We start from the raw sequence: 25,737 nt of genomic DNA, 5'->3' as shown, positions 1-25,737 counted from the left end.
ACTTAAGACGTAACAATTCATATTTATCTCTTTACGGAACTTCTCCTTTAGCATGCTTTTACTCCCTACACGGGTAGTCACAGGTTAATAAAAAAACTAAAGGATTATTTCAATGAACAGAAAAGTATTGGCACTCGTAATTCCTGCACTGTTGGCTGCTGGCGCTGCTCACGCTGCTGAAGTTTATAATAAAGACGGCAATAAGTTAGATCTCTACGGTAAAGTAGATGCCCTGCATTATTTCTCTGATGACGCCAACAGCGATGGCGATCAGACTTATATGCGTATGGGCTTCAAAGGTGAAACTCAGGTTAACGATATGATCACCGGCTATGGTCAGTGGGAATATCAGGTTCAGGCTAACGGTACTGAAAGCGGCGATAAAGGTGATTCCTGGACTCGTCTGGCCTTCGCCGGTATTAAAGTTGGCGACTACGGTTCATTCGACTACGGTCGTAACTACGGTGTACTGTACGACGTAGAAGGCTGGACCGATATGCTGCCAGAATTCGGTGGCGACTCCTATACCAAGGCTGATAACTTCATGACCGGTCGTGCTAACGGCGTAGCGACCTACCGTAACACCGACTTCTTCGGTCTGGTTGACGGTCTGAACGTTGCGCTGCAGTATCAGGGCGCGAACGAAAGTCAAAACGGGCAGGAAGGCACCAATAATAGTGGTGACCGTAATGTGAAGAACTCCAACGGTGACGGCTTCGGTATCTCCTCTACCTACGATCTGGGTATGGGCGTAAGCTTCGGTGCAGCATATACCTCTTCTGACCGTACCAACGAGCAGGTAAATCAATCCACTGCCGGCGGCGACAAAGCGGATGCGTGGACTGCCGGTCTGAAATACGACGCGAACAACATCTATCTGGCAACCATGTACTCCGAAACCCGTAATATGACACCATATGGCGGCTCACAAGGTAGCAAATATACTGTTGCCAACAAAACTCAGAACTTCGAAGTCACTGCACAGTACCAGTTCGACTTCGGTCTGCGTCCGGAAGTGTCTTTCCTGATGTCTAAAGGTAGCGATCTGGCTACTGTAAATGGTAACGATGATAAAGATCTGGTTAAATATGCTTCTGTAGGTGCGACTTACTACTTCAACAAAAACTTCTCCACCTATGTTGATTACAAAATCAACCTGCTGGACGAAGACGACAGCTTCTACACCCAGAACGACATCTCTACCGATGACACTGTAGCACTGGGTATGGTTTACCAGTTCTAATCTGTCTCTGTTAGCCCGCTGGCAACAGCGGGCTATCCTTTCATTAATAGCAATTCTGTTTTATCCAGATCAAAACATTATATCTGTTGCGTTAAAACACACCTTTGATAGATGATATCTTGCATTAATACCTGTAGTAGAGGATACCTGCAATGAATCATCACCCCGTTAAATCATCCCGTATTGCATCCGTCGGCTATGACGAATCCTCGCGCACACTTGAAATTCGCTTTCATCAACTGACTACATTGCAGTATCAACATGTCCCGGCGCGTATTTTTCAAGATTTCCTTAGCGTGGTCTCTAAGGGCCGGTTTTATGATGGGGTTATAAAAGGGAAATTTCCTGAAATCAAAATAAAGTGATGCCAAAATGTGATCTTTGTCATTGTACATAAAGTGCCATTACGCGGTAAGCTTTACGTGGATACTTAAACAGGAGGTTTTATGAACAGAACGATTCTTGTACCCATCGATATTTCAGACTCAGAATTAACTCAACGCGTTATTGCCCATGTTGAAGCAGAGGCAAAAATTGACGATGCGCAGGTGCATTTTCTGACCGTTATTCCGTCACTGCCCTATTACGCTTCTTTGGGACTGGCCTACTCGGCAGAGTTACCGGCCATGGACGATCTGAAAGCCGAAGCTAAATCTCAACTGGAAGAGATTATCAAGAAGTTCAATATCCCAACGGACAGAGTGCATGTTCACGTTGCTGAAGGTGCGCCAAAAGATAAAATCCTGGAGATCGCTAAAAAATTACCGGCCGATATGGTCATTATTGCCTCACACCGACCGGACATCACCACTTATCTGCTGGGCTCTAACGCCGCAGCCGTGGTGCGTCATGCAGAGTGTTCGGTACTGGTAGTCCGCTAAGCTGTCTGGCCCGCACACCGTTGCGGGCTTTTTGTTTCTCCCTCTTTTACCCCGCGATTCCTGACCTGGAGGGAAATGAGGGAAATATAGCTGATGGTTCCATATCGGCAGATTAAGCTATCTGGTTGCTATAAAGCATACCGCGCGGAAGGTAAAAAATCAGTGCTCTGATTTAGTAGTACCGAGATGGTTAATCCACAAATGAACACAGATAAGAGTAAAGACTTTCGCTGCCATCTTTATGGTATACAACCAGTCCGCTATCAAGTTGATCGTTTGAGTTCGAGTACAGTTGCGCAGTGTTACCCTTAGCGTCTTTCCAGTTTTCAAGATAAACCCTTCCTTTTTGGCTATCTCTTATCCATTGCCCCGTATCAGAAGGCGTAAAACCATCTCCTCTAACAGTCAGCACCCGCTCTCCCTGCGCTTCACTTCGTTCTGCGACTAACTCACGCCCAGAGCCATTTACATCAAAACTACATGCAATTCTTTGAACATTAGCTTCCGTTGCAGCAGAAGAAAGGAGTAAAACAATCATCATCAACTTTTTCATTGCCAGCCTTTATCATCGAATTTTTTCGAACAGATGATATATGGTGCAGTTGATAAATCAATAAACCCCGCGTATCTGATACCCTACAGATATGATTACATTGACGAACTGCCATCAAACATTGCCGTTCTCGCATTATTGATACCACTTCGAACACTGGATACACAAAGCTGTCCCTCTGTCCATCTGTTAGATTTGCAGTAAGTAACGCAATACATAATCAGCATCAATACCCAATACCTAACTTCAATTATTCTTGAGCTCGACAATCCTGTTCCGGATGTCAACTTTTGATGGCCACCTGTGTGACGCTTTAATTGATGAGATACTCGCGGAAAACGTGTCTTGCTTTGCGTCGAGTGCCATTAATTTACCTTTGGAAATGCCGACAGGCAATGAAGAGAGACGATAAGTGAAATTACTAATAGTGTTCATGGGAGTATGCCTTCTTGCTGCATGTTCCACATCCCAGGAAATTAAACGCCCAGATGGTTCAAGTGAGTACGACATCCAATGTGGGGCTGCTACCGGATGGAATATTTGCTATTCAAAAGCTAATGAAGTTTGCCCCAACGGTTATCAAGATTTATCGAAAGAAGGTGGTTTCAACCGCAAAGAGTTGCGCATCCTTTGTAAGAAGTGATCTTTTAGCCATTGCTATAGGTCTACCCATGGCGATGGCATAAAAAACCTGCGGTGCCGATGGCTTGCAAGGACGAGCTCAACGTTGTCAAATTGTGGCCCAATGCCTGGGGTATAGGCGAGCAAAAACCTTACTACTCTATGAGTAGCATCGGTGCGAGATGGAACGCCGCTGTAAAACGTGCTGGTATTCGTCGCCGTAATCCGTACCATACGCGGCATACTTTTGCCTGCTGGCTGTTATCGGCTGGAGCGAACCCATCATTTATAGCTAATCAGATGGGGCATGAAAACGCGCAGATGGTGTACGAAGTCTACAGTACATGGATTGAAGAAATGAATGGCGATCAGGTTGCAATGTTGAATAACAAACTAGCCCTGTGATGGAAGTTTGCCCCTTATATGCCCCTTTTGGTTTTTGAGAACGGTAATAATGCAAGATAATCAACAAGTTACAAAGAAAGAACAATACAACCTGAACAAATTACAGAAACGCCTGCGTCGTAACGTAGGTGAAGCTATTGCCGATTTCAATATGATCGAAGACGGCGATCGCATTATGGTGTGTCTTTCCGGTGGGAAAGATAGCTACACCATGCTGGAAATCCTGCGGAATTTGCAGCAAAGCGCCCCGATCAGTTTCTCTTTGGTCGCCGTAAATTTGGATCAAAAACAACCGGGCTTCCCGGAGCACATCCTGCCGGAGTATCTGGAACAACTGGGAGTTGAGTATAAAATTGTCGAAGAAAACACCTACGGGATCGTCAAAGATAAAATCCCTGAAGGCAAAACGACCTGCTCTCTGTGTTCCCGTCTGCGCCGCGGCATTTTGTACCGCACGGCAACCGAATTAGGTGCCACCAAAATTGCGTTGGGACACCATCGCGACGACATCCTGCAAACACTGTTTTTAAACATGTTCTACGGCGGAAAGATGAAAGGTATGCCACCGAAGCTGATGAGCGATGATGGTAAGCATATTGTGATCCGTCCGCTGGCCTATTGCCGCGAAAAAGATATTGAGCGTTTCTCTGAAGCGAAAGGCTTCCCGATTATTCCGTGCAACCTGTGTGGTTCACAGCCTAACCTGCAACGTCAGGTGATCGCGGATATGCTGCGTGACTGGGACAAGCGCTATCCAGGTCGTATTGAAACGATGTTCAGTGCGATGCAGAATGTGGTGCCTTCTCACCTGAGCGATATTAATCTGTTCGATTTTAAAGGCATCAAACACGGCTCAGAAGTGGTAGATGGCGGTGATCTGGCATTCGATCGTGAAGAGATCCCACTGCAACCAGCAGGCTGGCAGCCGGAAGAAGATGAAAACCAGTTAGATGAGTTGCGTCTGAACGTGGTGGAAGTGAAGTAAAACAGAGAATGCCGTATCCGGCCTACTGGGCAAAGTATTACTTCAGTACCAGTAGGCCTGATAAGCGGAGCGCCATCAGGCACTCCTACAGGCATTTATTTTAATAAACGAACCCGGCAGTTCTTGCCTTTGATCTTACCGTTCTGCAGTTGCTTCCACGCTTTATGTGCCACAGACTGGCGAACGGCCACGTAGACATGCGCCGGATGCACGGCAATCTTGCCGATATCCGCCCCGTCCAGACCAATATCTCCGGTCAACGCCCCTAATACATCACCAGGCCGCATTTTCGCTTTTTTACCGCCATCGATGCACAGCGTCGCCATCTCAGCCTCCAGCGGCAGAATTGAGCCATTACCCGGTGCGGGTAGCCAGTTTAGCTTCAGTTGCAGCATCTCGGACAGAATATTGGCACGTTGCGCTTCTTCCGGCGCACAGAAGCTAATTGCCAGACCACTGTTACCCGCACGGGCAGTACGTCCAATACGGTGTACATGAACTTCCGGATCCCATGCCAGTTCAAAGTTAACCACCAGCTCGAGCGATTTAATATCCAGGCCACGCGCCGCCACATCAGTGGCAACCAGCACACGAGCGCTGCCGTTGGCAAAACGTACCAGCGTCTGGTCCCGATCGCGTTGCTCAAGATCGCCATGAAGCGATAATGCGCTTTGCCCTGCTGCGTTCAGTGCATCACAAACAGCCTGACAATCTTTTTTGGTATTACAGAAAACCACACATGATGCCGGCTGATGCTGGCTAAGCAATTTTTGCAACAGCGGAATTTTGCCGTGTGAGGAGATTTCAAAGAATTGTTGTTCAATCGCTGGCAACGCATCGACCGTATCAATCTCAATCGTTAACGGATTATTCTGTACGCGACCACTGATCGCGGCAATCGCTTCCGGCCAGGTTGCGGAAAACAGCAGTGTCTGACGTGACGCTGGCGCAAAGCGGATCACATCATCAATCGCATCACTAAATCCCATATCCAGCATCCGGTCGGCTTCATCCATCACCAGCGTATTCAACGCATCAAGGGAGACGGTGCCTTTTTGCAGGTGGTCGAGCAAACGCCCCGGCGTGGCAACAATAATGTGTGGGGCATGTTGCAGAGAATCACGCTGAGCGCCAAAGGGCTGACCACCGCACAGCGTTAAAATTTTGGTATTTGGCAGAAAACGCGCCAATCGACGCAATTCACCCGCGACCTGGTCAGCCAGTTCGCGTGTTGGGCACAGTACCAGCGACTGAGTCTGAAACAGCGCAGCATCAATATGCTGTAACAGGCCAAGACCAAACGCGGCCGTTTTGCCACTGCCGGTTTTTGCCTGCACGCGAACATCTTTTCCTGCCAGGATTGCCGGCAACGCAGCGGCCTGAACAGGCGTCATTTCAAGATAACCCAGCTCATTAAGATTCTCGAGTTGGGCGGCAGGCAAAACATTCAGGGTTGAAAAAGCGGTCACAATTTAATCTCGCGGTAAAAACTCACATTCAGCAGGCGCGTATCCTCGCAGATCTGCGCCCGTGATGCGACAATTTAATCGGCTCTTCATCCGGTGACGGGTCCGGCATAGGTTGCGGACGAGGTATCGAGTCGGGAATCGGAACCGGGTCGGTGGGGACAGTATCGGAATGGGGGCGTTGCAACTGCAACGGGGCGAATAAGCAGGTCATATTACCCTCCAGTGAGTCAGACTGACCCTTTTAGGGTAGACGCTGGTTTCCTGCAGGCAAAAAAAAGCCGACTAATCTAAGTCGGCGTCGTACGAATCAATTGTGCTATGCAGTAATTCAAAAAAGGAAGTAAGACAATATGGAGCGCAACGCCCATCGCTTGACGTTGCATTCACCTGCGAGAGAGATATTGCCCCGAATAGGTAGATGGTTTATTGACCTCGCTCAAAAACTTAGCCGTTTTCACTCACGAAAGTCGCTAAAAAATGTAGTTGTTACAACCATTTACTACGATGCAACCATAAAGTAACACCACCAATCAGGACAACTAACAGAATACAGAATAGTGAAAAACCAAACTGCCAGCCGCCACCGGGAATCCCCCCGAGATTGACGCCGAACAGGCCGGTTAAAAATGTGCTGGGCAGAAAAACCATTGCCATCAACGACATGGTATAGGTTCTTCGCGCCAGAGACTCCTGCATAACCTGAGCAATTTCATCCGCCATGATGCCCGTCCGGGCGATGCACGCGTCGATTTCATCCAGCCCTCTTCCTAACCTGTCGGCGATATCCTGCATCCGACGTCGGTGATCGTCAGTCATCCACGGTAAACGTTCACTCGCCAGGCGCGCATAAGCATCGCGCTGAGGGGCCATGTAGCGCCGCATGACTATCAGTTGTTTGCGCAGCAATGCCAGAAAGCCGCGAGGCGGGATCTGTTGGTCCAGCAGGTTGTCTTCCAGATCGATAATTTTGTCATGCAATTGTTCGATAAACTCACTGGCATGATCGGTTAAGGCATCACAAACATCCACAAGCCAGCTACCACAGTCAGACGGTCCCGTCCCTTCCTGCAAGTCACTCACCACATCATCCAGTGCCAGCACTTTACGCTGACGCGTTGAGACAATCAGGCGTTCGTCCATATATAAGCGCATGGCGACAAGCTGGTCAGGGCGTTCGTCGGTGCTGCCATTAATACAGCGTAACGTAATCAGCGTCCCTTCCCCGACCCGGCTTACGCGCGGGCGAGTACTTTCTCCCGCCAGTGCATCACGCACATTATTAGGAAGCAGAGGCGTTGTCGCCAGCCATTGCGCGCTATCAGAATGGGTGTAATTAAGATGCAGCCAGCACGGATGTGCACTGTCGATAACATCGTTGTCTTCCAGCGGTTTCACGCCACCGCGACCATCCAGCAGCCAGGCAAACACGGCATCCGGCACATTAACTTCGGTTCCCTTAATGGCTTCCACAGCGCCTCCATAAACATTCAAACTTTTCGTTAGTCTAGCCTTCAGTATATGTTAAGCAATATCGCATTGTCCCATTATGCTGAAATGATTCATAAAAGTGTTCATGAAAATAAAAAGCGCCGACGGGTTCGGCGCTTTTCCAGGCTGATGTTGAATATTAAAATGAAGAACCGTATTTAACCCGTTGACGTAGTCCGGAGACGGGGGAATCTCGATGCAAAAGTGTGGTTGTTTCAACAGATATGTTGTTACTTAAGCGAAATTTATGTGTGCGTGACAGAAGATCATTCACCTGACTTTTCAGGATGCCGGACGAATCAGATAACTCATCGACCATGCTGACATTACTTTGTGTGACGTTTTCCAGTTCGGTCAGAGCCTGGGTAATTCTGATGATCCCATTTTCCTGTTCCCGAGTGGTTGTTAATATCTCCGCCATCAGTTGATTTAACTGCCCTGCACCACCCACAATATCCTGCATGTTCTTTTCGGCTTCACGTACAACCGCCGCACCCTGCTGGACATTGTAATGCGTTTCATCGATAAGCCGTTTAATACTCTTTGCCGCTTCTGCGCTACGATGTGCCAATATTCTCACTTCACCTGCAACGACAGAAAAACCTTTGCCATGTTCGCCGGCTCTCGCCGCCTCAACCGCCGCATTCAATGCCAGAATATTCGTCTGAAATGCAATACCATCTATTAACGCGATAATTTCAGTCATCTGCTGAGCGCAGTCGGTGATCGAGCGCATATTGGTGGCGACCTGCACCATTAAATCGCCTCCCTGACGTGCAGATTGCGTCGCAATATTTGCCTGGGCGCTTGCCATTTGCGTATTATCTGCATTGTTGCGTGTACTAACCGCTATCTCATCCATATTCGCAGCTGTCTGCATTAACGCGCCAGACTGCTGTTCCGTTTTAACTGACAATTCGGCGCTACGCTCCGCGAGCTGTTCAGAAAGCGTCATCACGGTCCGTGAAGAGGATCTGATCTCACTGACTAAGGTGGAAATATTACTCGCCAGACTGTTAATTCCCGGAATAAGTCTGCCTGCACAGTTATTACCGAACTCAGGAATACTCATCGCCAGATTCCCTGCAGTCACCTCTTCAATACTTTCTTTTACCGTATTAATCGGCACGACGAGATATTTTGTCATATACCACCATAAATATAATAGTGAAATAGTACAAACCACATCAGTGCCAATAATGACATCAAACCCTGCAGATAATATTACCTCAACGATATTGAGGGCAACTACGGTACATACCAGAAATAAAATAATAAACGTCCTGACGCTTATATTATTTAACATTTTAATCCTGCCTGCCAAAGAATAACGCGGAGTATTATTTTTTATAGCATCTGTAATGCAGATTGCCATTCCGCGATACCGAAAGTTCCACTTTCAATGAGAGCATGCCGCCTTTTCACTTAAAGCACACTATCACACTGCCAGTTTACATTAGTCTGGTTGTTTATCTCGCATAAGCTGACGTTCACGCCAGTTGCCAGACTATTGTCACCCAGGGCCTGATGTGAACAAAAATACACCAAACCATAAATATGGTGAATGTTTTCATAAGCGAACATCACATATTCCTCCGTTATAGCAGCTCAGACTAATACTGCTGACAGGAAAATAAGAACGCGCCGGGTTTTACCAGGTTAACTGGACAGAATCTGCTAGATTTATCATCACGGTTTTTTATCGATGGGTAGTAAGATGTTGCACGTGTCGTGGGACCCTGTACTGATTGGGATTTCCTTTGTTGTCGCATTCATTGCTTCGTTTATTGCCCTCGATAGCGCAGGGAAAGTGGCGATCTCCAGTCGTCGGGAATCGACTTTCTGGCGTTTATCTGGCGGGGCAACGCTGGGGATGGGGATCTGGTCGATGCATTTTATTGGCATGCTGGCCATGAAAATGAGTATGCCGATTAATTATCACTTTTCGCTCACGGCATTTTCTTTTTTGATCGCACTCATTTCCGCGACGCTTGCCATCAATATTGCAATATCAGGTCAAACGCTTTCGACCAGGCGGCTTATTGTTGCAACAAGCCTATTAAGCACTGGTGTTGTGGCCATGCACTACGTTGGCATGGTCGCTATCGTTGAACATGTTGCTATCCGCTGGCAGTTCTCACTCATTTTACTTTCCGTGGTCATTGCCATTATCGCGTCAGGGATCGGCCTGTGGTTAGCTTTTCATTTGCGGCAAAATACCCGACGCGCATTAATAAACCGACTTATTGCCGCTCTGGTAATGGCACTGGCGATTGCCTCAATGCATTACACCGGGATGGGAGCGGCCACCTTCACTCATTTCGGGCATACTGCGCATGATGGACTGAGCACGCTGGAACTCTCTATCTGGGTCTGCGCCATCACGCTGGTGATTCTGGGTATTATGCTGGTCATTTCGATGGTGGATTCTCAGCTACGCACCTCAAGACTGGCCGATAACCTGCATCAACTGAACTGCCAGCTTGAGCATCAGGTCCACTTCGATGCGCTGACCGGCCTTGCCAATCGCACGCAAATAGACGCCTGCTTACAGACCTGCCTGCGTCATTCCAAACTGCATCAACAGCACTTCGCCCTGGTCTTTATCGACCTTGATCGATTCAAAATCGTAAACGACACCTGGGGCCATCACATTGGCGATCAGTTGCTTATCTCCAGCACACAACGCATATACAGCTGCCTTGATGACACCATGACGCTGGCGAGGCTGGGCGGCGATGAATTTATCCTGCTGGTGCCAAACAGCAACCGGGAAGCAATTTCGGTACTGATGACCCGCATTGCCAGCGCCGTCAAAGAACCTTTTACACTGTTTGGACATACCATTCGTGTTTCGTTAAGCGCGGGAAGCAGTCTTTATCCCGAACACGGCTCAACGTTACATGAGCTAAAAGTAAAAGCCGATACTGCGATGTATCATGTCAAACAGGCGGGCAGAAACGGCTGGGCGATTTACTCCCCAGAGATGGAGGCTATCGCCGATACGCCGCCAACGTTCTTGCAAGAACTGTCACAAGCGCTTGAGCGGAATCAATTCGAATTATGGTATCAACCTAAATACACCGCCGGGGATCACTCTCTGACGGGTTTTGAGGCATTGTTACGCTGGCATCATCCTGAACGCGGCATTCTGCTACCGGCTGAATTCCTGCCCGCACTTGAAGAAACGGGTCTGATTATTCCTGTCGGCACCTGGGTTCTCCAGCAGTCATGCCGCCAGTTATTTCAATGGAAGTCACAAGGCCACACGGAGTGGAGCCTTGCTGTTAATCTGTCACCCGCCCAGTTTGAACAACCTGATATTGTCGATATAGTTTGCAACGCCCTGGCGCAATATCAGCTTTCACCAGCACATCTCACACTGGAACTGACTGAAAGTACGGCACTTAAAAATTTAAAACGCAGCGTGGAAGTCCTGAACGCATTTGCCGATTTGGGGATCACCGTTTCTATTGATGATTTTGGCACCGGTTATTCAAATATATTGATGCTGAAATCACTTCCGGCGCGAGAATTAAAAATAGACAGAATATTTGTCAAAGATATTAGTGAGAACAGCAAAAATACAAAAATCGTGTCTACTATTATTGACATAGCGCACTCTATGAATATGTGCGTTGTGGCGGAGGGTATAGAGACCCAGGAGCAGGAAGCGCTGTTAACCCAGATGGGCTGCGGTGTGCTGCAAGGCTTCCTGTATGCGAAACCGCTGCCAGCACATAAAATCTATGAATTGATACAAACTGAAAACGCCACAAAAGTAAAACCAACGGTACAACCCTTGTCTCACCGACAATCAATAACATTGTGAGATTGCATAATTAAAAAAATTCGCCAATAAACCGGCAACACAGCATATGAAGATAACGGGATTATCGATGAGCATAAACGAGCTGCATTCACTGGATTTATTAACCATTCCGGTCTGGATCGTTTCGCCACATACCGAAGAACTGGTGTTCGCCAATACCGTTGCACGGGAACTGATGCAGGCCCCGTGTTTCCCCCCTCTCAGAAAAGGCACATTCTCCACGCACGCACAAAATGATTTACCTATGTATCTCAGTGATTTGCGCAATCATCATGACATTGTGGAGATCCTCACGGTTTACCGCGAAAGCGAGGAAATCGCGCTGGCCTGTCGTTTGTCCATCAGGACGCTTCAGGATATAGGTGATGTTATCCTCTATGAAGGCATTGAAACACCGACAGCGCAAGGTCTGAAAGCCAGCCGCTCTGCCACCTATCAGCGGAAAAAACAAGGATTCTATGCCCGTTTTTTCCAGACTAACTCAGCACCAATGTTGCTTATCGATCCGTCACGCGACGGATTGATTGTGGATGCAAACCTCAGTGCCCTGAATTTCTATGGCTATGATCATGACGTAATGTGTCAGAAGCATACCTGGGAAATCAATATGCTGGGGCGCCATATATTGCCGGTAATGCATAAAATTGCGCATCTGCCTGGCGGCCATAAGCCCTTACATTTTGTCCACAGACTTGCCGATGGAAGTACCCGTCACGTACAAACCTATGCCGGTCCTATCGAAATCTACGGCAATAAGCTGATGCTGTGTATTGTTCACGATATTACCGAGCAAAAACGCCTGGAACTGGAACTGGAACGCGCCGCCTTACATGACGCGTTAACCGGGTTACTCAACCGGCGGCATTTTTATCAGATAACTGAGCCAGAGCAGACACACACAACATCGTTAACGCAGGATTACAGTTTACTGCTAATCGACACCGATCGGTTTAAAAGCATTAACGACCTTTTCGGGCATTTAAAAGGCGATGATGTACTTTGCGCGCTGGCACGCACCCTGGAATCCTGTGCAAGAAAAGACGATCTGGTTTTTCGTTGGGGGGGTGAAGAGTTTGTACTGCTTTTGCCACGAACGTCTTTAGATGCAGCCCTTAATCTGGCTGAAGTCATACGCGCGACGGTAGCCAAGGTGAGCCTCCCTGGCCTTCCCCGTTTTACCGTCAGTATTGGTGTAGCACGACACGAAGCCAATGAAAGTATTGATGAGTTATTTAAGCGCGTGGACGACGCATTGTATAAAGCCAAAAATGAAGGCAGAAACAGAGTGCTGGCTGCCTGATGACTGCCGTGGTTAGCGGCTACGTTTAGCGTGGCGTTCCCAGTTATCCTGTTTTGCCTGCGCCGTTTTACGTAACGCCACATAACATGCCCCGCTGCCGCCATGATGCGGCAGTGCGGTGCAGAAAGCCTGCACATCATCAAACTCCGTTAACCAACGCGCGACGTAGCTACGAACGACATTGGCATGGGAATTATCATCACGCCCCTTGCCGTGAATCACCAGGACATTGCGCAGCCCATCCTGCTGCGCCTGTAAAATAAAGCTAAATAGCATCTGGCGGCAGGTTTCAACGGGCTGCCGCACAAGATTAAGGCTTGCTTGTTGCGGATATTTCCCGGTTCGCAGCTTGTCAGCCACGCCATGCTGTACCCCTTCGCGACGAAACGCCAGTGGAACGCTCAGCGGGACGATATCCAGAAAACCTGTCGAGAGAAAGTTATCCAGCTGCAGCGTATCAATACGTGCCGGAGCGCGAAGATTACGTGTTGGCTGCCAGTGAACATCAGCGCATCCTTTCAGTGGTTGAACATCCCCCATGGCGTCAAGAAACAGCGATGCATCATCAAGGTTCATGTTTCATCCTCCAGCGATTATGCGACGGTCATTATCATAACCGCGCACTATTATACCGACAACGGTTTACGGTTATTTCCAATAACGCACCATTCGACATTCCCTTACCCCCACAAGTTAAGATCCGTTTTTGGGGGTATAGATGCGACTATCACTGACATGATAATGTGTAACCCCGCCTGTAATGAGAGAAACGGATGCTGAACTTACTTGAAGACATCATTGCAACGCCCCTTGGCCCGTTGTGGGTAATTTGTGATGAGCAATTTCGCCTGCGTGCGGTTGAATGGGATCAACATCGCGATCGTATGGAGCAATTGCTGGATATTCATTATCGTTCTGAGGGTTATCAGCGTATTGCTGCCAAAAACCCCGGAGGGCTAAGCGATAAGCTGGCAGAGTATTTTGCGGGAAATCTCAGCATTATAGACACGCTTGAAACCGCAACAGCGGGAACCCCTTTCCAACGCGAGGTCTGGAAAGCGTTGCGCACTATACCCTGCGGGCAGGTCATGCATTATGGACAACTGGCTGAACAACTGGGGCGCCCCGGTGCCGCCAGAGCCGTTGGCGCAGCTAATGGTTCCAATCCTGTCAGCATCGTCGTCCCGTGCCACCGCGTGATTGGACGGAATGGCACAATGACTGGATATGCGGGTGGCGTGCAGCGAAAAGAGTGGTTATTGCGCCATGAAGGCTATCTGTTACTCTAGAATCCAGGCAATTAATGCCTTATTCATCACACTTCCACACAATACACCCACAAATAAAGTACGGTTAATCAGATAGATACAAACATTCAACTCGCTTATGCCTGAATTATTCTCTATTGGGAGTAGCTCAGGCTTACGTGCTCACCAAAAAGATGTTAAAATTGACAAATATCAATTACGGCTTGAGCAGACCTATGATCCCGGAAAAGCGAATTATACGGCGCATTCAGTCTGGCGGTTGTGCTATCCATTGCCAGGATTGCAGCATCAGCCAGCTTTGCATCCCGTTCACACTTAACGAGCATGAGCTTGACCAGCTCGATAACATCATCGAGCGCAAAAAGCCTATCCAAAAGGGGCAGACGCTCTTTAAAGCAGGTGACGAGCTTAAGTCACTCTATGCTATCCGTTCCGGAACGATAAAAAGCTATACCATTACCGAACAAGGCGATGAGCAAATCACCGGTTTCCACTTAGCGGGCGATCTGGTTGGTTTTGACGCAATTGGCAGCGGTCATCACCCAAGCTTTGCCCAGGCGCTGGAAACGTCAATGGTATGCGAAATTCCTTTCGAAACCCTGGATGACCTGTCCGGTAAAATGCCGAACCTGCGTCAGCAGATGATGCGTCTGATGAGTGGCGAAATCAAAGGCGACCAGGACATGATCCTGCTGTTGTCGAAGAAGAATGCTGAAGAGCGCCTGGCGGCCTTTATCTACAATCTGTCCCGCCGTTTTGCCCAGCGAGGTTTCTCTCCGCGCGAATTCCGTCTGACGATGACCCGTGGCGATATCGGGAATTACCTCGGCCTGACGGTTGAAACCATCAGCCGCCTGCTGGGTCGCTTCCAGAAAAGCGGTATGCTGGCGGTGAAAGGTAAATATATCACGATTGAGAATAGCGATGCGCTGGCCGTCCTGGCTGGACACACGCGTAACGTTGCGTAACCTTCTCAGCTAACCTTCTGTCAAATCTCTAAATTTTCCGATTTAACGATCTGGCAGGAGGTTCCGCTTTCCTCCTCTTCCAGCAAAGTCACATGCCCACCGGCCTATTTTCCTGAGCGCATAAACGTCTCGCTTTTTACTCTGGCTTCCTGGCAAGATAAATAGCGGTAACGAAATTGCGCTTAACCGTGCCACCGAAATCGTTATTGATGATTCTCTCTATCTCACAGAGAAATGTTGCGCGCTCCGTTTCATTCAGGCGAGCCACCGGGGAGAATGTCGATACGAGTTGGATTGTTCGTCTGACATCCATTTGAGACGCCCATCTGATCTCCTCGCTGAGGATCTCGGTAAATCCGGATTTTTTCAGATCGTTAATCCTTTCGTCTTTTTGTAATGGATAGGGGTGACGGTAGCCAGCCTTATGCGAAGGGCTGGTGCTCAGGGGGGCAAATAAGTGATTAGTTTTCTGCATAAAAGCGTCCATGTTGGATGGATCACCAAAAACAGTCCACCACATAGCAAACCATCCTCCAGACCGTAAAAGTTGGAAAACCTTTTCGAGTCCCTTTGCAGGATCAACCCAGTGAAAAGACGTTGCGGCAATACCTAAATCAAAGTAACTCGTTGGCAATTTAGCATCTTCAAAGGTGGAATGGACTAGCGTAAATGAATTCTGCGGATAACCTTCCAGCCGTTTGTTTAACTTCATCGCCAAATTCGGGTCGGGTTCAATTGCAGTAACCTGATAGCCCATATGCAGCAGTTTTTCCGTTGCCTGCGCCGTTCCTGGCCCAATCTCAAAAGCCTGAAAATGGTTTTCAGAACCGCAATGTTTTTTCAATAAATCATATACCCGTTCAGGATAATCAGGCCTGCCCTCCTGGTAGATCTCAGTGTTCCGGCCAAACAAGGCGCGCCCTTCTTCAAGGGGAATAGGATTTTTCATTTTTGTTTCTTATAAATATCTAACCATTCCAGTCTTCATTATTCACAGCCTGTTGCTAAATCAGGGATAACCCTACTCTTCACCTGTGTAAATAACGGCTACCAGGAGAAACAAATGATGTGCTGAAAGCAATGTTGCTCCCGGCGGGAGTCATATCCTGAGAAAAAGCGATTTACATTGAGTTGGATGTGGGCTGAAACCACAGATTCCCTCCATTTATTGATCTGACAGAAGGTTCTCCCCTGTTTCAATCCACATTATTGGGTTACTCTTTTAAATACAAACTGCGGTGACAGTTGTAAGGAGACCCTGTATGGCTATGTATCAAAACATGCTGGTAGTCATCGATCCAAACCAGGACGATCAACCAGCATTACGGCGAGCTGTTTATTTGCATCAACGGATTGGTGGCAAAATTAAAGCCTTTTTGCCGATCTATGACTTTTCCTACGAAATGACCACCCTGCTGTCGCCGGACGAGCGTACGGCAATGCGTCAGGGGGTCATCAGCCAGCGAACAGCATGGATACGTGAACAAGCGAAATACTATATCGAAGCAGGGATCCCGCTTGATATTAAAGTGGTCTGGCACAACCGTCCCTTCGAAGCCATCATCCAGGAAGTGATCAGCGCTAAGCATGATCTGGTGCTCAAAATGGCACACCAACACGACCGCCTTGAAGCCGTAATTTTCACACCAACCGACTGGCATTTATTGCGTAAATGTCCAAGCCCGGTGTGGATGGTCAAAGATCAGCCGTGGCCGGAAGGTGGTAAAGCGCTGGTGGCGGTGAATCTCGCCAGTGAAGAGGCATATCACAATGCACTCAACGAAAAACTGGTCAAAGAGACGTTGCAGCTTGCAGAACAGGTTAACCATACCGAAGTACACCTGGTGGGTGCCTATCCTGTAACGCCTATCAACATTGCGATTGAGCTACCTGAATTTGATCCCAGCGTGTACAACGACGCCATCCGTGGACAACATCTGCTGGCCATGAAGGCGTTACGCCAAAAATTCAGTATTGATGAAAAAGTTACACACGTTGAAAAAGGATTGCCTGAAGAAGTCATCCCGGATTTAGCTGAGCATTTACAGGCGGGTATCGTGGTTCTCGGCACCGTTGGGCGCACCGGTATATCAGCCGCGTTTTTGGGGAATACCGCAGAACAGGTTATCGACCATCTGCGTTGCGACCTGCTGGTTATCAAACCGGATCAGTACCAGACCCCGGTTGAACTGGACGACGACGAAGACGATTAATCCTGCAGCACAATGCCGGATGGCGATGTCATCCGGCATGACATGTATTTAGTGCTTCTCCTCGCCTCCGAGGAAATAGATACCGAGCGGAATAGCCAGCAAAATAGTAAAAACCATACTGTAGACGCAAATCATTGCGGATTGAATGGCGTACATCGAGGCTGTCCAGTCGGAAAGCGGAATGTCATACTGTTCAATGACACCACCAATCGTCGCGCGCGTCACAACCGATGCCGCAATGATAAATACCCCAAGCAGACATAACAGAAACTTCCGTCCCTTCGCTGTCTTCAGCTTAGCCATGATCATAGTACCGTCCTTTTGCAGATGAAAACCGTGTTACTTTGCAGCAACAATACCATGACATAAACTCACTGTCTGCTACATACACCACACTCAGACTTGACATGCGCACTATTCGCCTGAAAATAACGCTGATTGTATTATTTCTCTCTCCTTTTGATTAATGATCTGACAGCCTGAACTGGGTAAAATATCCGCTGATGAAGGATGTCAGATGATATTTAGCTAACACGGAGTGACCTGGGAGAATCATGATCGCTGAACTGTTTATAAATAATGCGTTTAATTTAACGGTAATTCTCAGCAGCTGTGCAGCGTTAGTCCTGATGAGCGTCTGGTTTCATCGTAGTGAAAAACACTGCAAAGGATTCATATTCCATGCGGCACAGTTTTTTGTTTATGCCATTATCATTGGTACATTTGGCACTATTGCGAATAACGTCATCGATAGTTATAAGCTGAAATTTATCTCTCCAAGCGTGGTCGACTTTATCTGTACCTCGTTGATTGCGTTGATCCTGACGATAAAACTCTTTCTGGTCATCAACCAGTTTGAAAAAACGCAGATTAACAAGGGCAGAGATATCACCAGTGCGAGGATCATGTCGCGCATCATTAAGATTACCATCGTCGTCGCCATCATTTTGCTGTACGGCGAGCATTTTGGCATGAGCTTGTCAGGGCTGTTAACGTTCGGCGGCATCGGCGGTATCGCTGTCGGTATGGCAGGCAAAGATATCCTGAGTAATTTTTTCTCTGGCATTATGCTCTACTTCGACAGACCGTTTAGCATCGGTGACTGGATCCGTTCTCCGGACCGAAATATCGAAGGTACGGTGACGGAAATTGGCTGGAGAATGACCAAAATAAACACCTTCGACCACCGTCCGTTATATGTGCCGAACTCAATTTTCTCTTCCATCAGTGTAGAAAACCCGGGGCGGATGAGTAATCGACGAATCAAAACGGTGATCGGGTTACGTTATGAAGATGCTGATAAAATTGGCGCAGTGGTCGAGTCGGTCAGAAAAATGCTGCAAAGTCATCCCGGAATAGATCAAAAGCAAACCCTGCTGGTCTATTTTAATGAGTTTGCCGATTCATCGCTGAATATCATGGTGTATTGCTTCACAAAAACCACCGTGTGGCAGGAGTGGCTTGCTGTACAACAAGATGTGTACTTGAAAATTATTACAATAGTTCAGGAAAACGGTGCTGACTTTGCGTTCCCCAGTCAGACGTTGTATATGGATAACGCCGAGGCGCAACCTTCTGCCCACTAACCAAAACCAAGACGCGGATATCCGCGTCTTTTTGCATTTATTTCAGTGACGCGATATCAATGACAAAGCGGTATTTCACATCGCTTTTCAACATCCGTTGCCACGCGGTATTAATATCCTGAATATTGATAACCTCAACATCGGCCGTAATGCCATGCTGACCGCAGAAATCCATCATCTCCTGAGTTTCCGCAATCCCTCCAATGACTGAACCTGCAACGGATCTTCTACCGAGGATCAGCGGAACCGTATTCAGGAACGGATCCAACGGCCCCAGATACCCCACCAGCACCAACGTTCCGCTAAGCGCCAGCGTTGGAATATACGGGTTCAGATCATGCACGTATGGAACGGTATCAATAATCAGGTCAAACTGATTCGCCGCGGCTTTCATCTGCTCGCTTTCGGTTGAAAGCACAACATGACTGGCTCCCAGGCGTCGGGCATCAGCTTCTTTGCCTGGCGATCGCGTGAATAACGTAACATCAGCCCCCAATGCCTTAGCAAGCTTGATCGCCATGTGTCCCAGACCACCCAACCCAACAACAGCGACTTTACTCCCCTGCCCAACCTGCCAGTGACGCAACGGCGACCATGTGGTGATACCGGCGCACAACAACGGTGCAGCACCACGTAAGTCGATTCCTTCCGGCACCTTCACGACGAACTTCTCGGTCACGACAATCTTGTCAGAATAGCCGCCGAAAGTAGGCAGGCCATCATGACGGTCCGTATCGTTATACGTAAGGGTGTTCCCCTCTTCGCAATATTGCTCAAGACCCTGTTCGCAGGCGCTACAGTGCTGGCATGAATCAACCATACACCCCACGCCGGCCAGATCGCCGACCGCGAATTTTGTTACCGATTTCCCAACATGCACTACACGGCCTATTATTTCGTGGCCGGGAACCATCGGATACGTAGCGCCGCCCCAGTCATTGTAGGCACTGTGGATGTCGGAGTGACACACCCCACTGAATAATATTTCAATGACGACATCATCTTCACGCGGATCCCGACGAACAAAACTGTGCGGGACCAGATCTTCTTTTACCGCCAACGCGGCATAACCCTTCACGTTCATGACCATTTAGATCTCCTCAGGGATAACGTGCATCTCAACCAGCATAGCTCAGGGCAACAGGTTGTACTCGGCGTCAGCGACCGGCTCCAGCCATTCATTCGATGCGCCTGCTGCCGGGATTTCCACCGCAATATGGGCAAACCAGCTATCACGCGCAGCACCGTGCCAGTGTTTCATTCCCGCCGGAATATGAACCACATCACCCGTTTTCAGCTCACGCGCCGGTTGATTCCACGCCTGGTACCAGCCTCTGCCGCCAGTCACCAGCAGAATTTGACCGCCCTGATGATGAATATGCCAAAAATTACGGCAGCCAGGTTCAAATGCCACGTTACCAATCACCACACCTTCCATTGAAAGCATGGTCAGATAGCTGGTTCCAGTGAAATATTTTGCATAGGCTTCATTTTTCTCTCCCCGGGGAAAGACGCTGTTGCCATCAAATTGTTCGTTCATTATGACTCCCGTAGGGGTTTTAGCTGACTGTGTTCCTGAAATACATTCATCAAGAACTGCACGGGCATTTTCCGCAATCTCAGCACCACAGTGCTGCTTAAGAAGCGCAGTAAACGCGATAAGTTGCTCAGGGCGAAGCCCAACATTCAGGCTGATCGCAAAGTGACTTTTCAGTTGGCCGTTCACGCCGCCCAGTACGGCTAACGCAGAGACGGTTGCCAGTTCCCGGGTCGGCCAGTCCAGCACATCGCGCTGAAAAATATCGCCAAACAGATGTGCTTTAAGCCAGGTATCAATGGCAGGGGCAAAATCAAACAGCGGGCCGCTAACCGGCTGTCCAACCAGTTGGGTTTGCGTTTGGCTTCCCGCCAGCAGGCTGTTCCAGTCAGCAGGTTGCGGCGAAGCGGATTTCCCTTCTGGGTCCACAATCCCTTTTTCTTTGCGGTCTTTCACTACCGACATCAGGCACGACAGGCCATTCAGACTGCGGGGAAAACCACAGTATGCGTAAAGCTGCTGTAAAATCTCTTTCACTTCATTCAGGGTTAGCCCTGCATCTAACCCTGCATTAAGCGCTGCCTCCAGCTTATCTGGCTGTCCTGTGGCAGTGAATGCTGCAATGGGGACGACTGCCAGCTGTCTGGCATTCAAATGATTTGACATGTTCGATTCTCCGGGCAGGCGACAGTCTCTGCCGCCGAATGCTGAAAACAACAAAATTATAGAGGCACAGCGTATCGACGATTAGAGGGTTAAATCAGGACAAACTTATGAAGACAAGTCATGAATAGCGCTGCGACAGGTGCTACTCGCCAGCAGGGAAATCCGTTGATGCCGCAAGCACATGCTGGGTCTCAAAGTCAGCGACACGTTGACGCAGCACCGAGAGCGTACTTTGCAGCGCCTGCGAACCGAGTACCATACGCAATGGCGCAGGAACGAGGTCAGCACTGGCAATAATTTGCGCTGCCATACGCGCCGGATCGCCAGGCGCAAGCCCATTCACAGGATCAATCATTTTCAGAAAACTGTGCGCGGGTGTCGCGTCATATTCCGGCATCAGTGTGGCGACCTGGGCGCTACCATAACGGAATTCAGTCCGTGCACCGCCGGGTTCAACAATCGTCATTCCGATATCAAACGCAGCAACTTCCTGGGCAACCGACTCGACAAATCCTTCAATACCCCATTTAGTCGCGTGATACAGGGAGTTTCCGGCAAATGCGACCTGTCCGCCATAAGAGGAGATCTGGATGATACGTCCACCGCCTTGTTTTCGCATATGTGGCAATGCGCAGCGGATTAACTGAATGGACCCCAACAAATTTGTCTCCAGCATCTGGCGGACTTGCTCGTCACTCAACTCTTCCGCAGCACCAAACAAGCCGTACCCCGCATTACTGATGACCACATCAACTCGCCCATAGCGCTGCCAGGCACTATCCACTGTGTGACGCAGTGCAGCGCTATCCGTCACATCCACTTGCGGTGCATCAAATGTCACGGGCCAACGACTCAGGATATCGCTAACTTTAGCGCGATCGCGTACGGTCCCCACCACGCGTTCACCGCGTTCAAGAAGTTGCTGCGCCATTTCGCGACCAAACCCACTGCTGACACCGGTGATTAGCCATGTACGTTGCACCATACTCCCTCCTGTTCATTGTTTTAAGTGTTACGCATCCGGGGTATTACGTCACCCGAATCTCAATGAGCATGATTATTACGTCATAATTATCACTCGTATATGAATCGTTTATGCTTTCAGAATTCCATATATTGATATAATGAAGAAATAATCTTCCCATAAAAGCGCACCCGATATGCTGGATAAACTCGACGCATTAAAGATATTTTGTACGGCAGCTGAAACGCTGAAGTTCAGAGAGGCTGCCGCAACACTCGGTCTGGCCCCCCAACAAATCACCCGAGGTATTGCTGAACTGGAACAAAGCCTTGGCGAAATGTTGTTTCTGCGCAATACACGGCAGATGAAGCTGACGCCGTTTGGTCAGCAGTTCTGGCCAAAAGCAGAGCGTCTGCTGGCTGAAAGCGAAGCCCTATTCTCAGAAGGTAAACGTCACAACCCGCAGGAAATAGCAGGCAAAGTACGCATTACCCTACCCCCGCTATTCGAAAACCGTGAGATTATTCGCCAGTTGCTGCACGGCCTTGCCGGTTATCCGGAAATCAGCATCGAGTGGCACAATACCGGCAGACATCTGAATATTATTGACGAGCAGATCGACATGGGTATTCGTATTGGCACCGTCCCGGATAACCGTTATATCGTTAAAACAATCTGCCCGGTAGGTGTCAATATCGTTGCGTCTCCCCAATTAGTTGAAAAAATGGGCAAGCCAAAAAACCGCCAGGATTTGCAACATAACTACCCGCTCAGTGCCCTGACCAACAGTAATTCAGGGCGCGTCTGGCCATGGCAGTTTGCCGATGGCAACAGTTTCTTTCCGGCAAACCCGGTGTTTATCGCTTCCGATATTGAGAGCGAACTGGCCGCCGCCCTGGCGGGAAGAACGGTTGGGCAACTGGCAGATATCTCTGTTCGGCCTTATTTGCAAAACGGTGAACTGGTAAACCTGCTGCCAGAACTTAACTATCAGCCCTGGCAACTCTATATTTTTCGGCCACATCTCCCGCTGCTACCGGCCAGAGTAAGGCTGGTATTTGAACTTCTAACACAGATCCTGCGCGGGCAATTTTGTCATCCGGCCTGATTTACGTATTACGCTACAATCTCGATTAAATTACCGTCGGGGTCCTGAATGACGACCTCGTAATACCCGTCACCGGTGGTTCGTGGCCCGGAGACCAGGATGCCCTGTTCTTTTGCGCGTATTGCCAGAGCATCAACATGCTCCGCGCCACCAACAGAGAGAGCAAGATGCACCCACCCTGAAGTGTTATTGTCAGGTACCGGGTGGGTCAGTCCCGGTTTTGTCATTAGCTCAATCGCAATGTCCTCACCCATCCTGACGAAATAAGATTCAAACCCAGGATTGGTTTTGCTGCAGTATTTTTCGTTTATCACACCATCAAAAAATGACACCCAGAACCGGGCTTGTCGCTCAAGATCCCGGGTCCATAAAGCCATATGTGCAATTTTCATCGCGATCCTCTTATCGTTTTATTCTGAACGGTACGCCCCCGCTAAGGGATATTGACATCCTGCAATATAATGCACGATCATGCACGTTATTGCTCGATGTTTATTTTTATGGAGTTATCATGCTCGATTACGCTGCATTCCCGGATCAACGCCAGGCGCTTATCTATCAGATCCTGCAGGAAAACGGCAGAGTGATCTGTACTGAACTGGCCACCCGTTTGGGAGTGTCAGAGCATACGATCCGCCGTGATTTACATGAGTTGTGTAAAGAAGGTGTTTGCAAGAAAGTCTACGGCGGGGCTGTAATTTCACTACCAGAGTCAGCTGACATCGCAGTACGCAAGAATATTAATACAGCGAAAAAGAGCAGCATCGCGCAAAGATGCGCCCGGCTAGTGAAGTCCGGTAGCTGTATTTTTATCGACACAGGAACGACCAATCTGGCAATGGCTGAAGCCCTTCCCGCTGAGTTGGCATTAACCGTCGTGACAAATTCACCTGATATTGCCGCCGTACTGCTGAAAAAACCGCTATTCGAGGTCATCATGTTAGGTGGGCCAGTGCAGCGATCGTCCGGAGGGTGCGTAGGTCCGACAGCCATTGCCCAGGTACAGGATATTTTATTTGATCAAGGTTTTATTGGTGGTTGTGCGATGGCACCGGAGTCCGGATTAACCGGGTTTGATTACGCCGATTGTGAGTTTAAAAAAGCGGTAATTAAGCAGTGTAACGAAACTATCGTCGCACTGACGGCAGATAAGATCCCTGCCGTCGCACGTTATGTTGTCACCGCCAGCGGTAACATTGATGTCATTGTCGTGGAGGAAAACATCAGCAAACAGTACGGCACCGCTTTTCAGGCGCATGACATCCGCATTTACACCGTATAACAGTGGCGCAGTCTTTTTACGTACAGATTCAACGGAATATCACGGTGCTAAAAGTGGCGCCAGCCGTCAATGGGGTAATGGCTGACAGATAATCCAGGCGAATTCTATGATGGTGTTCTTGGCACTCCACAAGCAAGAATTCCTCTTTGTCTGCTGTAGTACACGTCGTCACGGCCCTGCCATCAAAGTGTTCCCCAGTGGTCAGTTCAATGCGCAGCAAATAGTGATAAAGACAGGCAATCTCCAGATAGTCATGCAGATCGCAATCTACAGGATGGTACTTTTCTGTAGCACACATAAATGCCCCCTTCCCCATGTCCACGCTGGTTCGGGAAATTGCTCTCGCAACTTCCCGAACATGCGACGCTATTTCAACGCTTCAATCGGTGCGCCAAAGTTGATATGCAGCACATTGCCGTCGATCACCAGTGCAGGAACAGACTTCACTCCGATTCGCTCCGCCTCTGCAACTCGATCAGGTTGTTCTCCCAAATGAATAACGTCGATTTCCACATCGGGGGACAGATGCTGCAGCAGTGTTTCTTCTGCGGAAACGCAAACCGGGCAACCAGCATGATAAAAACGGGCTTTGGTCATGATACCTCTCCTTTAAATTATAGTATCGATTCGATACTATAATTTATGCTACGCCAGTTTTATGCTTTGTCAATATAGTTTTTAGTCGATACTATATGTCGAGGAGGATTTTGTTATGCATGACATGTCGCTTTTTGACGTACTGGATCGGCTGTCTGGTCTGACGCGGATGTGGTTTCGCCAACATCCTTTACTCGCGGATCTTCAGCCAGTACAACTCAGTGCGTTGATGTATCTCGCACGCTGTAACCGCTACTCCAATACACCTCTCGCCGTGACGGACTACCTCGGCCTCACCAAAGGAACGGTGTCACAATCGCTAAAGTTGTTGGAATCAAAAGGACTGGTGGTACGCACACAGGATGCCAGGGATAAGCGTAGCGTTCATCTGCAGCTCACCGAGTTGGCCAAAAATCTGCTGGATGCCCTGCTTCCCCCCTCATTTTTGGTGACGGGTGAATCTGCGATGGGTGAACGCGCGGGTTTACTCAAGGAGCTACTTTTCGAACTGCTGAGAGGCATTCAGCGCACCAGTAATGTGCCGGGATTTGGTCTGTGCCAGAGCTGCCGGTTTCACCAAAAAGTAAACGGTCGAGGTTTTTGTAATTTAACGAAAGAACCGTTGAGTGAGGATGATTCGACGTTAATTTGTCGGGAGCATCAGCCCCCGGACGTATGATCTTCTCTGGTTTAGTGTCTTCAAGGTGGTCGGATTGCCGCTTTCCAGGATAACCACTCGCTCCAGGCATTTGACGCGTCGATATCACGGTA

At 48.7% G+C, this 25,737-nt stretch carries 27 protein-coding genes and 2 pseudogenes; 14 read left to right on the top strand and 15 right to left on the bottom strand.

The window, feature by feature from the left end; genetic code table 11:
• Positions 1–112: 112 nt before the first annotated feature.
• From ompC to uspF, 3 genes are all read left to right on the top strand, one after another.
• Entirely contained in the window at positions 113–1,243 is a 1,131-nt protein-coding gene (ompC, locus tag NNN64_RS15895; protein ID WP_271441982.1) for a porin OmpC, read from the top strand.
• Positions 1,244–1,395: 152 nt separating this feature from the next.
• Complete coding sequence (locus NNN64_RS15890) at positions 1,396–1,608, top strand: KTSC domain-containing protein (protein ID WP_271441981.1); 213 nt, start codon at positions 1,396–1,398, stop codon at positions 1,606–1,608.
• Between the two features lie 81 nt (positions 1,609–1,689).
• Entirely contained in the window at positions 1,690–2,124 is a 435-nt protein-coding gene (gene uspF, locus NNN64_RS15885) for a universal stress protein UspF (RefSeq protein WP_003833207.1), read from the top strand.
• Positions 2,125–2,314: 190 nt separating this feature from the next.
• On the opposite strand, the gene NNN64_RS15880 is transcribed toward uspF, so the two are convergent.
• Positions 2,315–2,677 (bottom strand): hypothetical protein, encoded by a 363-nt coding sequence (locus NNN64_RS15880; RefSeq protein ID WP_271441980.1) that lies wholly within the window; start codon positions 2,675–2,677, stop codon positions 2,315–2,317.
• Between the two features lie 759 nt (positions 2,678–3,436).
• Here NNN64_RS15880 and NNN64_RS15875 point away from each other — a divergent pair.
• Positions 3,437–3,703, top strand: a pseudogene (locus NNN64_RS15875) (tyrosine-type recombinase/integrase); the annotation flags it as partial.
• Positions 3,704–3,752: 49 nt separating this feature from the next.
• Positions 3,753–4,688 (top strand): tRNA 2-thiocytidine(32) synthetase TtcA, encoded by a 936-nt coding sequence (gene ttcA / locus NNN64_RS15870; protein WP_061067980.1) that lies wholly within the window; start codon positions 3,753–3,755, stop codon positions 4,686–4,688.
• A 95-nt stretch (positions 4,689–4,783) separates the two neighbouring features.
• Here the strand turns inward: ttcA and dbpA are convergent, their stop codons facing one another.
• The 4 genes from dbpA to NNN64_RS15855 form a co-directional block, all read right to left on the bottom strand.
• Complete coding sequence (gene dbpA / locus NNN64_RS15865) at positions 4,784–6,157, bottom strand: ATP-dependent RNA helicase DbpA (RefSeq protein WP_061067981.1); 1,374 nt, start codon at positions 6,155–6,157, stop codon at positions 4,784–4,786.
• 28 nt (positions 6,158–6,185) lie between these two features.
• Complete coding sequence (gene ynaL / locus NNN64_RS23395) at positions 6,186–6,368, bottom strand: proline-rich small protein YnaL (protein WP_071887346.1); 183 nt, start codon at positions 6,366–6,368, stop codon at positions 6,186–6,188.
• Positions 6,369–6,643: 275 nt separating this feature from the next.
• Positions 6,644–7,627 (bottom strand): zinc transporter ZntB, encoded by a 984-nt coding sequence (gene zntB, locus NNN64_RS15860; protein WP_005126644.1) that lies wholly within the window; start codon positions 7,625–7,627, stop codon positions 6,644–6,646.
• Positions 7,628–7,784: 157 nt separating this feature from the next.
• A complete protein-coding gene (locus tag NNN64_RS15855) occupies positions 7,785–8,951 on the bottom strand; it encodes a methyl-accepting chemotaxis protein (protein ID WP_271441983.1) in 1,167 nt (388 codons plus the stop codon).
• A gap of 411 nt (positions 8,952–9,362) precedes the next feature.
• Between NNN64_RS15855 and NNN64_RS15850 the strand changes: the two genes are divergently transcribed.
• Together NNN64_RS15850 and NNN64_RS15845 are read left to right on the top strand one after the other, a co-directional pair.
• Entirely contained in the window at positions 9,363–11,477 is a 2,115-nt protein-coding gene (locus NNN64_RS15850) for a putative bifunctional diguanylate cyclase/phosphodiesterase (protein WP_271441979.1), read from the top strand.
• Positions 11,478–11,544: 67 nt separating this feature from the next.
• The gene (locus tag NNN64_RS15845) at positions 11,545–12,777 is read left to right on the top strand and encodes a GGDEF domain-containing protein (protein WP_271441978.1); all 1,233 of its coding nucleotides are present in this window, start codon (positions 11,545–11,547) and stop codon (positions 12,775–12,777) included.
• 12 nt (positions 12,778–12,789) lie between these two features.
• Here the strand turns inward: NNN64_RS15845 and smrA are convergent, their stop codons facing one another.
• Complete coding sequence (smrA, locus tag NNN64_RS15840) at positions 12,790–13,353, bottom strand: DNA endonuclease SmrA (protein ID WP_271441977.1); 564 nt, start codon at positions 13,351–13,353, stop codon at positions 12,790–12,792.
• A gap of 197 nt (positions 13,354–13,550) precedes the next feature.
• On the opposite strand from smrA, the gene ogt reads away from it, so the two are divergent.
• Together ogt and fnr are read left to right on the top strand one after the other, a co-directional pair.
• Positions 13,551–14,066, top strand: coding sequence for a methylated-DNA--[protein]-cysteine S-methyltransferase (ogt, locus tag NNN64_RS15835; protein WP_271441976.1), 516 nt, complete (start codon positions 13,551–13,553; stop codon positions 14,064–14,066).
• A 194-nt stretch (positions 14,067–14,260) separates the two neighbouring features.
• A complete protein-coding gene (fnr, locus tag NNN64_RS15830; RefSeq protein ID WP_003020397.1) occupies positions 14,261–15,013 on the top strand; it encodes a fumarate/nitrate reduction transcriptional regulator Fnr in 753 nt (250 codons plus the stop codon).
• Between the two features lie 136 nt (positions 15,014–15,149).
• Here the strand turns inward: fnr and NNN64_RS15825 are convergent, their stop codons facing one another.
• A complete protein-coding gene (locus NNN64_RS15825; RefSeq protein ID WP_271441975.1) occupies positions 15,150–15,962 on the bottom strand; it encodes a class I SAM-dependent methyltransferase in 813 nt (270 codons plus the stop codon).
• Positions 15,963–16,275: 313 nt separating this feature from the next.
• On the opposite strand from NNN64_RS15825, the gene uspE reads away from it, so the two are divergent.
• Positions 16,276–17,226: a universal stress protein UspE gene (gene uspE, locus NNN64_RS15820; protein WP_271441974.1), complete on the top strand. Its 951-nt coding sequence runs from the start codon at positions 16,276–16,278 to the stop codon at positions 17,224–17,226.
• A 48-nt stretch (positions 17,227–17,274) separates the two neighbouring features.
• Here the strand turns inward: uspE and NNN64_RS15815 are convergent, their stop codons facing one another.
• A complete protein-coding gene (locus NNN64_RS15815; protein WP_048211538.1) occupies positions 17,275–17,535 on the bottom strand; it encodes a DUF2534 family protein in 261 nt (86 codons plus the stop codon).
• A gap of 245 nt (positions 17,536–17,780) precedes the next feature.
• Here NNN64_RS15815 and NNN64_RS15810 point away from each other — a divergent pair, with 245 nt between their 5' ends.
• Positions 17,781–18,812 carry a mechanosensitive ion channel family protein gene (locus NNN64_RS15810; RefSeq protein ID WP_271441973.1) on the top strand — a complete coding sequence of 344 codons (1,032 nt, stop codon included), beginning with the start codon at positions 17,781–17,783 and terminating at the stop codon, positions 18,810–18,812.
• A gap of 37 nt (positions 18,813–18,849) precedes the next feature.
• Here the strand turns inward: NNN64_RS15810 and NNN64_RS15805 are convergent, their stop codons facing one another.
• From NNN64_RS15805 to NNN64_RS15790, 4 genes and pseudogenes are all read right to left on the bottom strand, one after another.
• Positions 18,850–19,902: an NAD(P)-dependent alcohol dehydrogenase gene (locus NNN64_RS15805; protein ID WP_271441972.1), complete on the bottom strand. Its 1,053-nt coding sequence runs from the start codon at positions 19,900–19,902 to the stop codon at positions 18,850–18,852.
• A 42-nt stretch (positions 19,903–19,944) separates the two neighbouring features.
• Complete coding sequence (locus NNN64_RS15800) at positions 19,945–20,352, bottom strand: cupin domain-containing protein (RefSeq protein WP_249357525.1); 408 nt, start codon at positions 20,350–20,352, stop codon at positions 19,945–19,947.
• A gap of 57 nt (positions 20,353–20,409) precedes the next feature.
• Positions 20,410–21,015 (bottom strand): annotated as a pseudogene (locus tag NNN64_RS15795) (carboxymuconolactone decarboxylase family protein); the annotation flags it as partial.
• 142 nt (positions 21,016–21,157) lie between these two features.
• The gene (locus NNN64_RS15790; RefSeq protein ID WP_271441971.1) at positions 21,158–22,000 is read right to left on the bottom strand and encodes an SDR family oxidoreductase; all 843 of its coding nucleotides are present in this window, start codon (positions 21,998–22,000) and stop codon (positions 21,158–21,160) included.
• Between the two features lie 175 nt (positions 22,001–22,175).
• Between NNN64_RS15790 and NNN64_RS15785 the strand changes: the two genes are divergently transcribed.
• Positions 22,176–23,087, top strand: coding sequence for a LysR family transcriptional regulator (locus NNN64_RS15785; RefSeq protein WP_271441970.1), 912 nt, complete (start codon positions 22,176–22,178; stop codon positions 23,085–23,087).
• Between the two features lie 8 nt (positions 23,088–23,095).
• On the opposite strand, the gene NNN64_RS15780 is transcribed toward NNN64_RS15785, so the two are convergent.
• Positions 23,096–23,479 carry a VOC family protein gene (locus tag NNN64_RS15780; RefSeq protein ID WP_271441969.1) on the bottom strand — a complete coding sequence of 128 codons (384 nt, stop codon included), beginning with the start codon at positions 23,477–23,479 and terminating at the stop codon, positions 23,096–23,098.
• Positions 23,480–23,598: 119 nt separating this feature from the next.
• Here NNN64_RS15780 and NNN64_RS15775 point away from each other — a divergent pair, with 119 nt between their 5' ends.
• On the top strand, positions 23,599–24,369 hold the full coding sequence (locus tag NNN64_RS15775; protein ID WP_271441968.1) for a DeoR/GlpR family DNA-binding transcription regulator: 771 nt from the start codon (positions 23,599–23,601) through the stop codon (positions 24,367–24,369).
• Positions 24,370–24,397: 28 nt separating this feature from the next.
• Here the strand turns inward: NNN64_RS15775 and NNN64_RS15770 are convergent, their stop codons facing one another.
• On the bottom strand, positions 24,398–24,667 hold the full coding sequence (locus NNN64_RS15770; RefSeq protein ID WP_271441967.1) for a Rho-binding antiterminator: 270 nt from the start codon (positions 24,665–24,667) through the stop codon (positions 24,398–24,400).
• Positions 24,668–24,735: 68 nt separating this feature from the next.
• Entirely contained in the window at positions 24,736–24,966 is a 231-nt protein-coding gene (locus tag NNN64_RS15765; protein ID WP_271441966.1) for a glutaredoxin family protein, read from the bottom strand.
• A gap of 115 nt (positions 24,967–25,081) precedes the next feature.
• On the opposite strand from NNN64_RS15765, the gene NNN64_RS15760 reads away from it, so the two are divergent.
• Complete coding sequence (locus NNN64_RS15760; RefSeq protein ID WP_271441965.1) at positions 25,082–25,645, top strand: MarR family winged helix-turn-helix transcriptional regulator; 564 nt, start codon at positions 25,082–25,084, stop codon at positions 25,643–25,645.
• The last annotated feature ends 92 nt before the right edge of the window (positions 25,646–25,737 follow it).

The organism is Citrobacter sp. Igbk 14 (assembly GCF_028069825.1).
GTDB lineage: Bacteria > Pseudomonadota > Gammaproteobacteria > Enterobacterales > Enterobacteriaceae > Citrobacter.
This window is presented reverse-complemented; position numbering and strand designations above follow the sequence as displayed.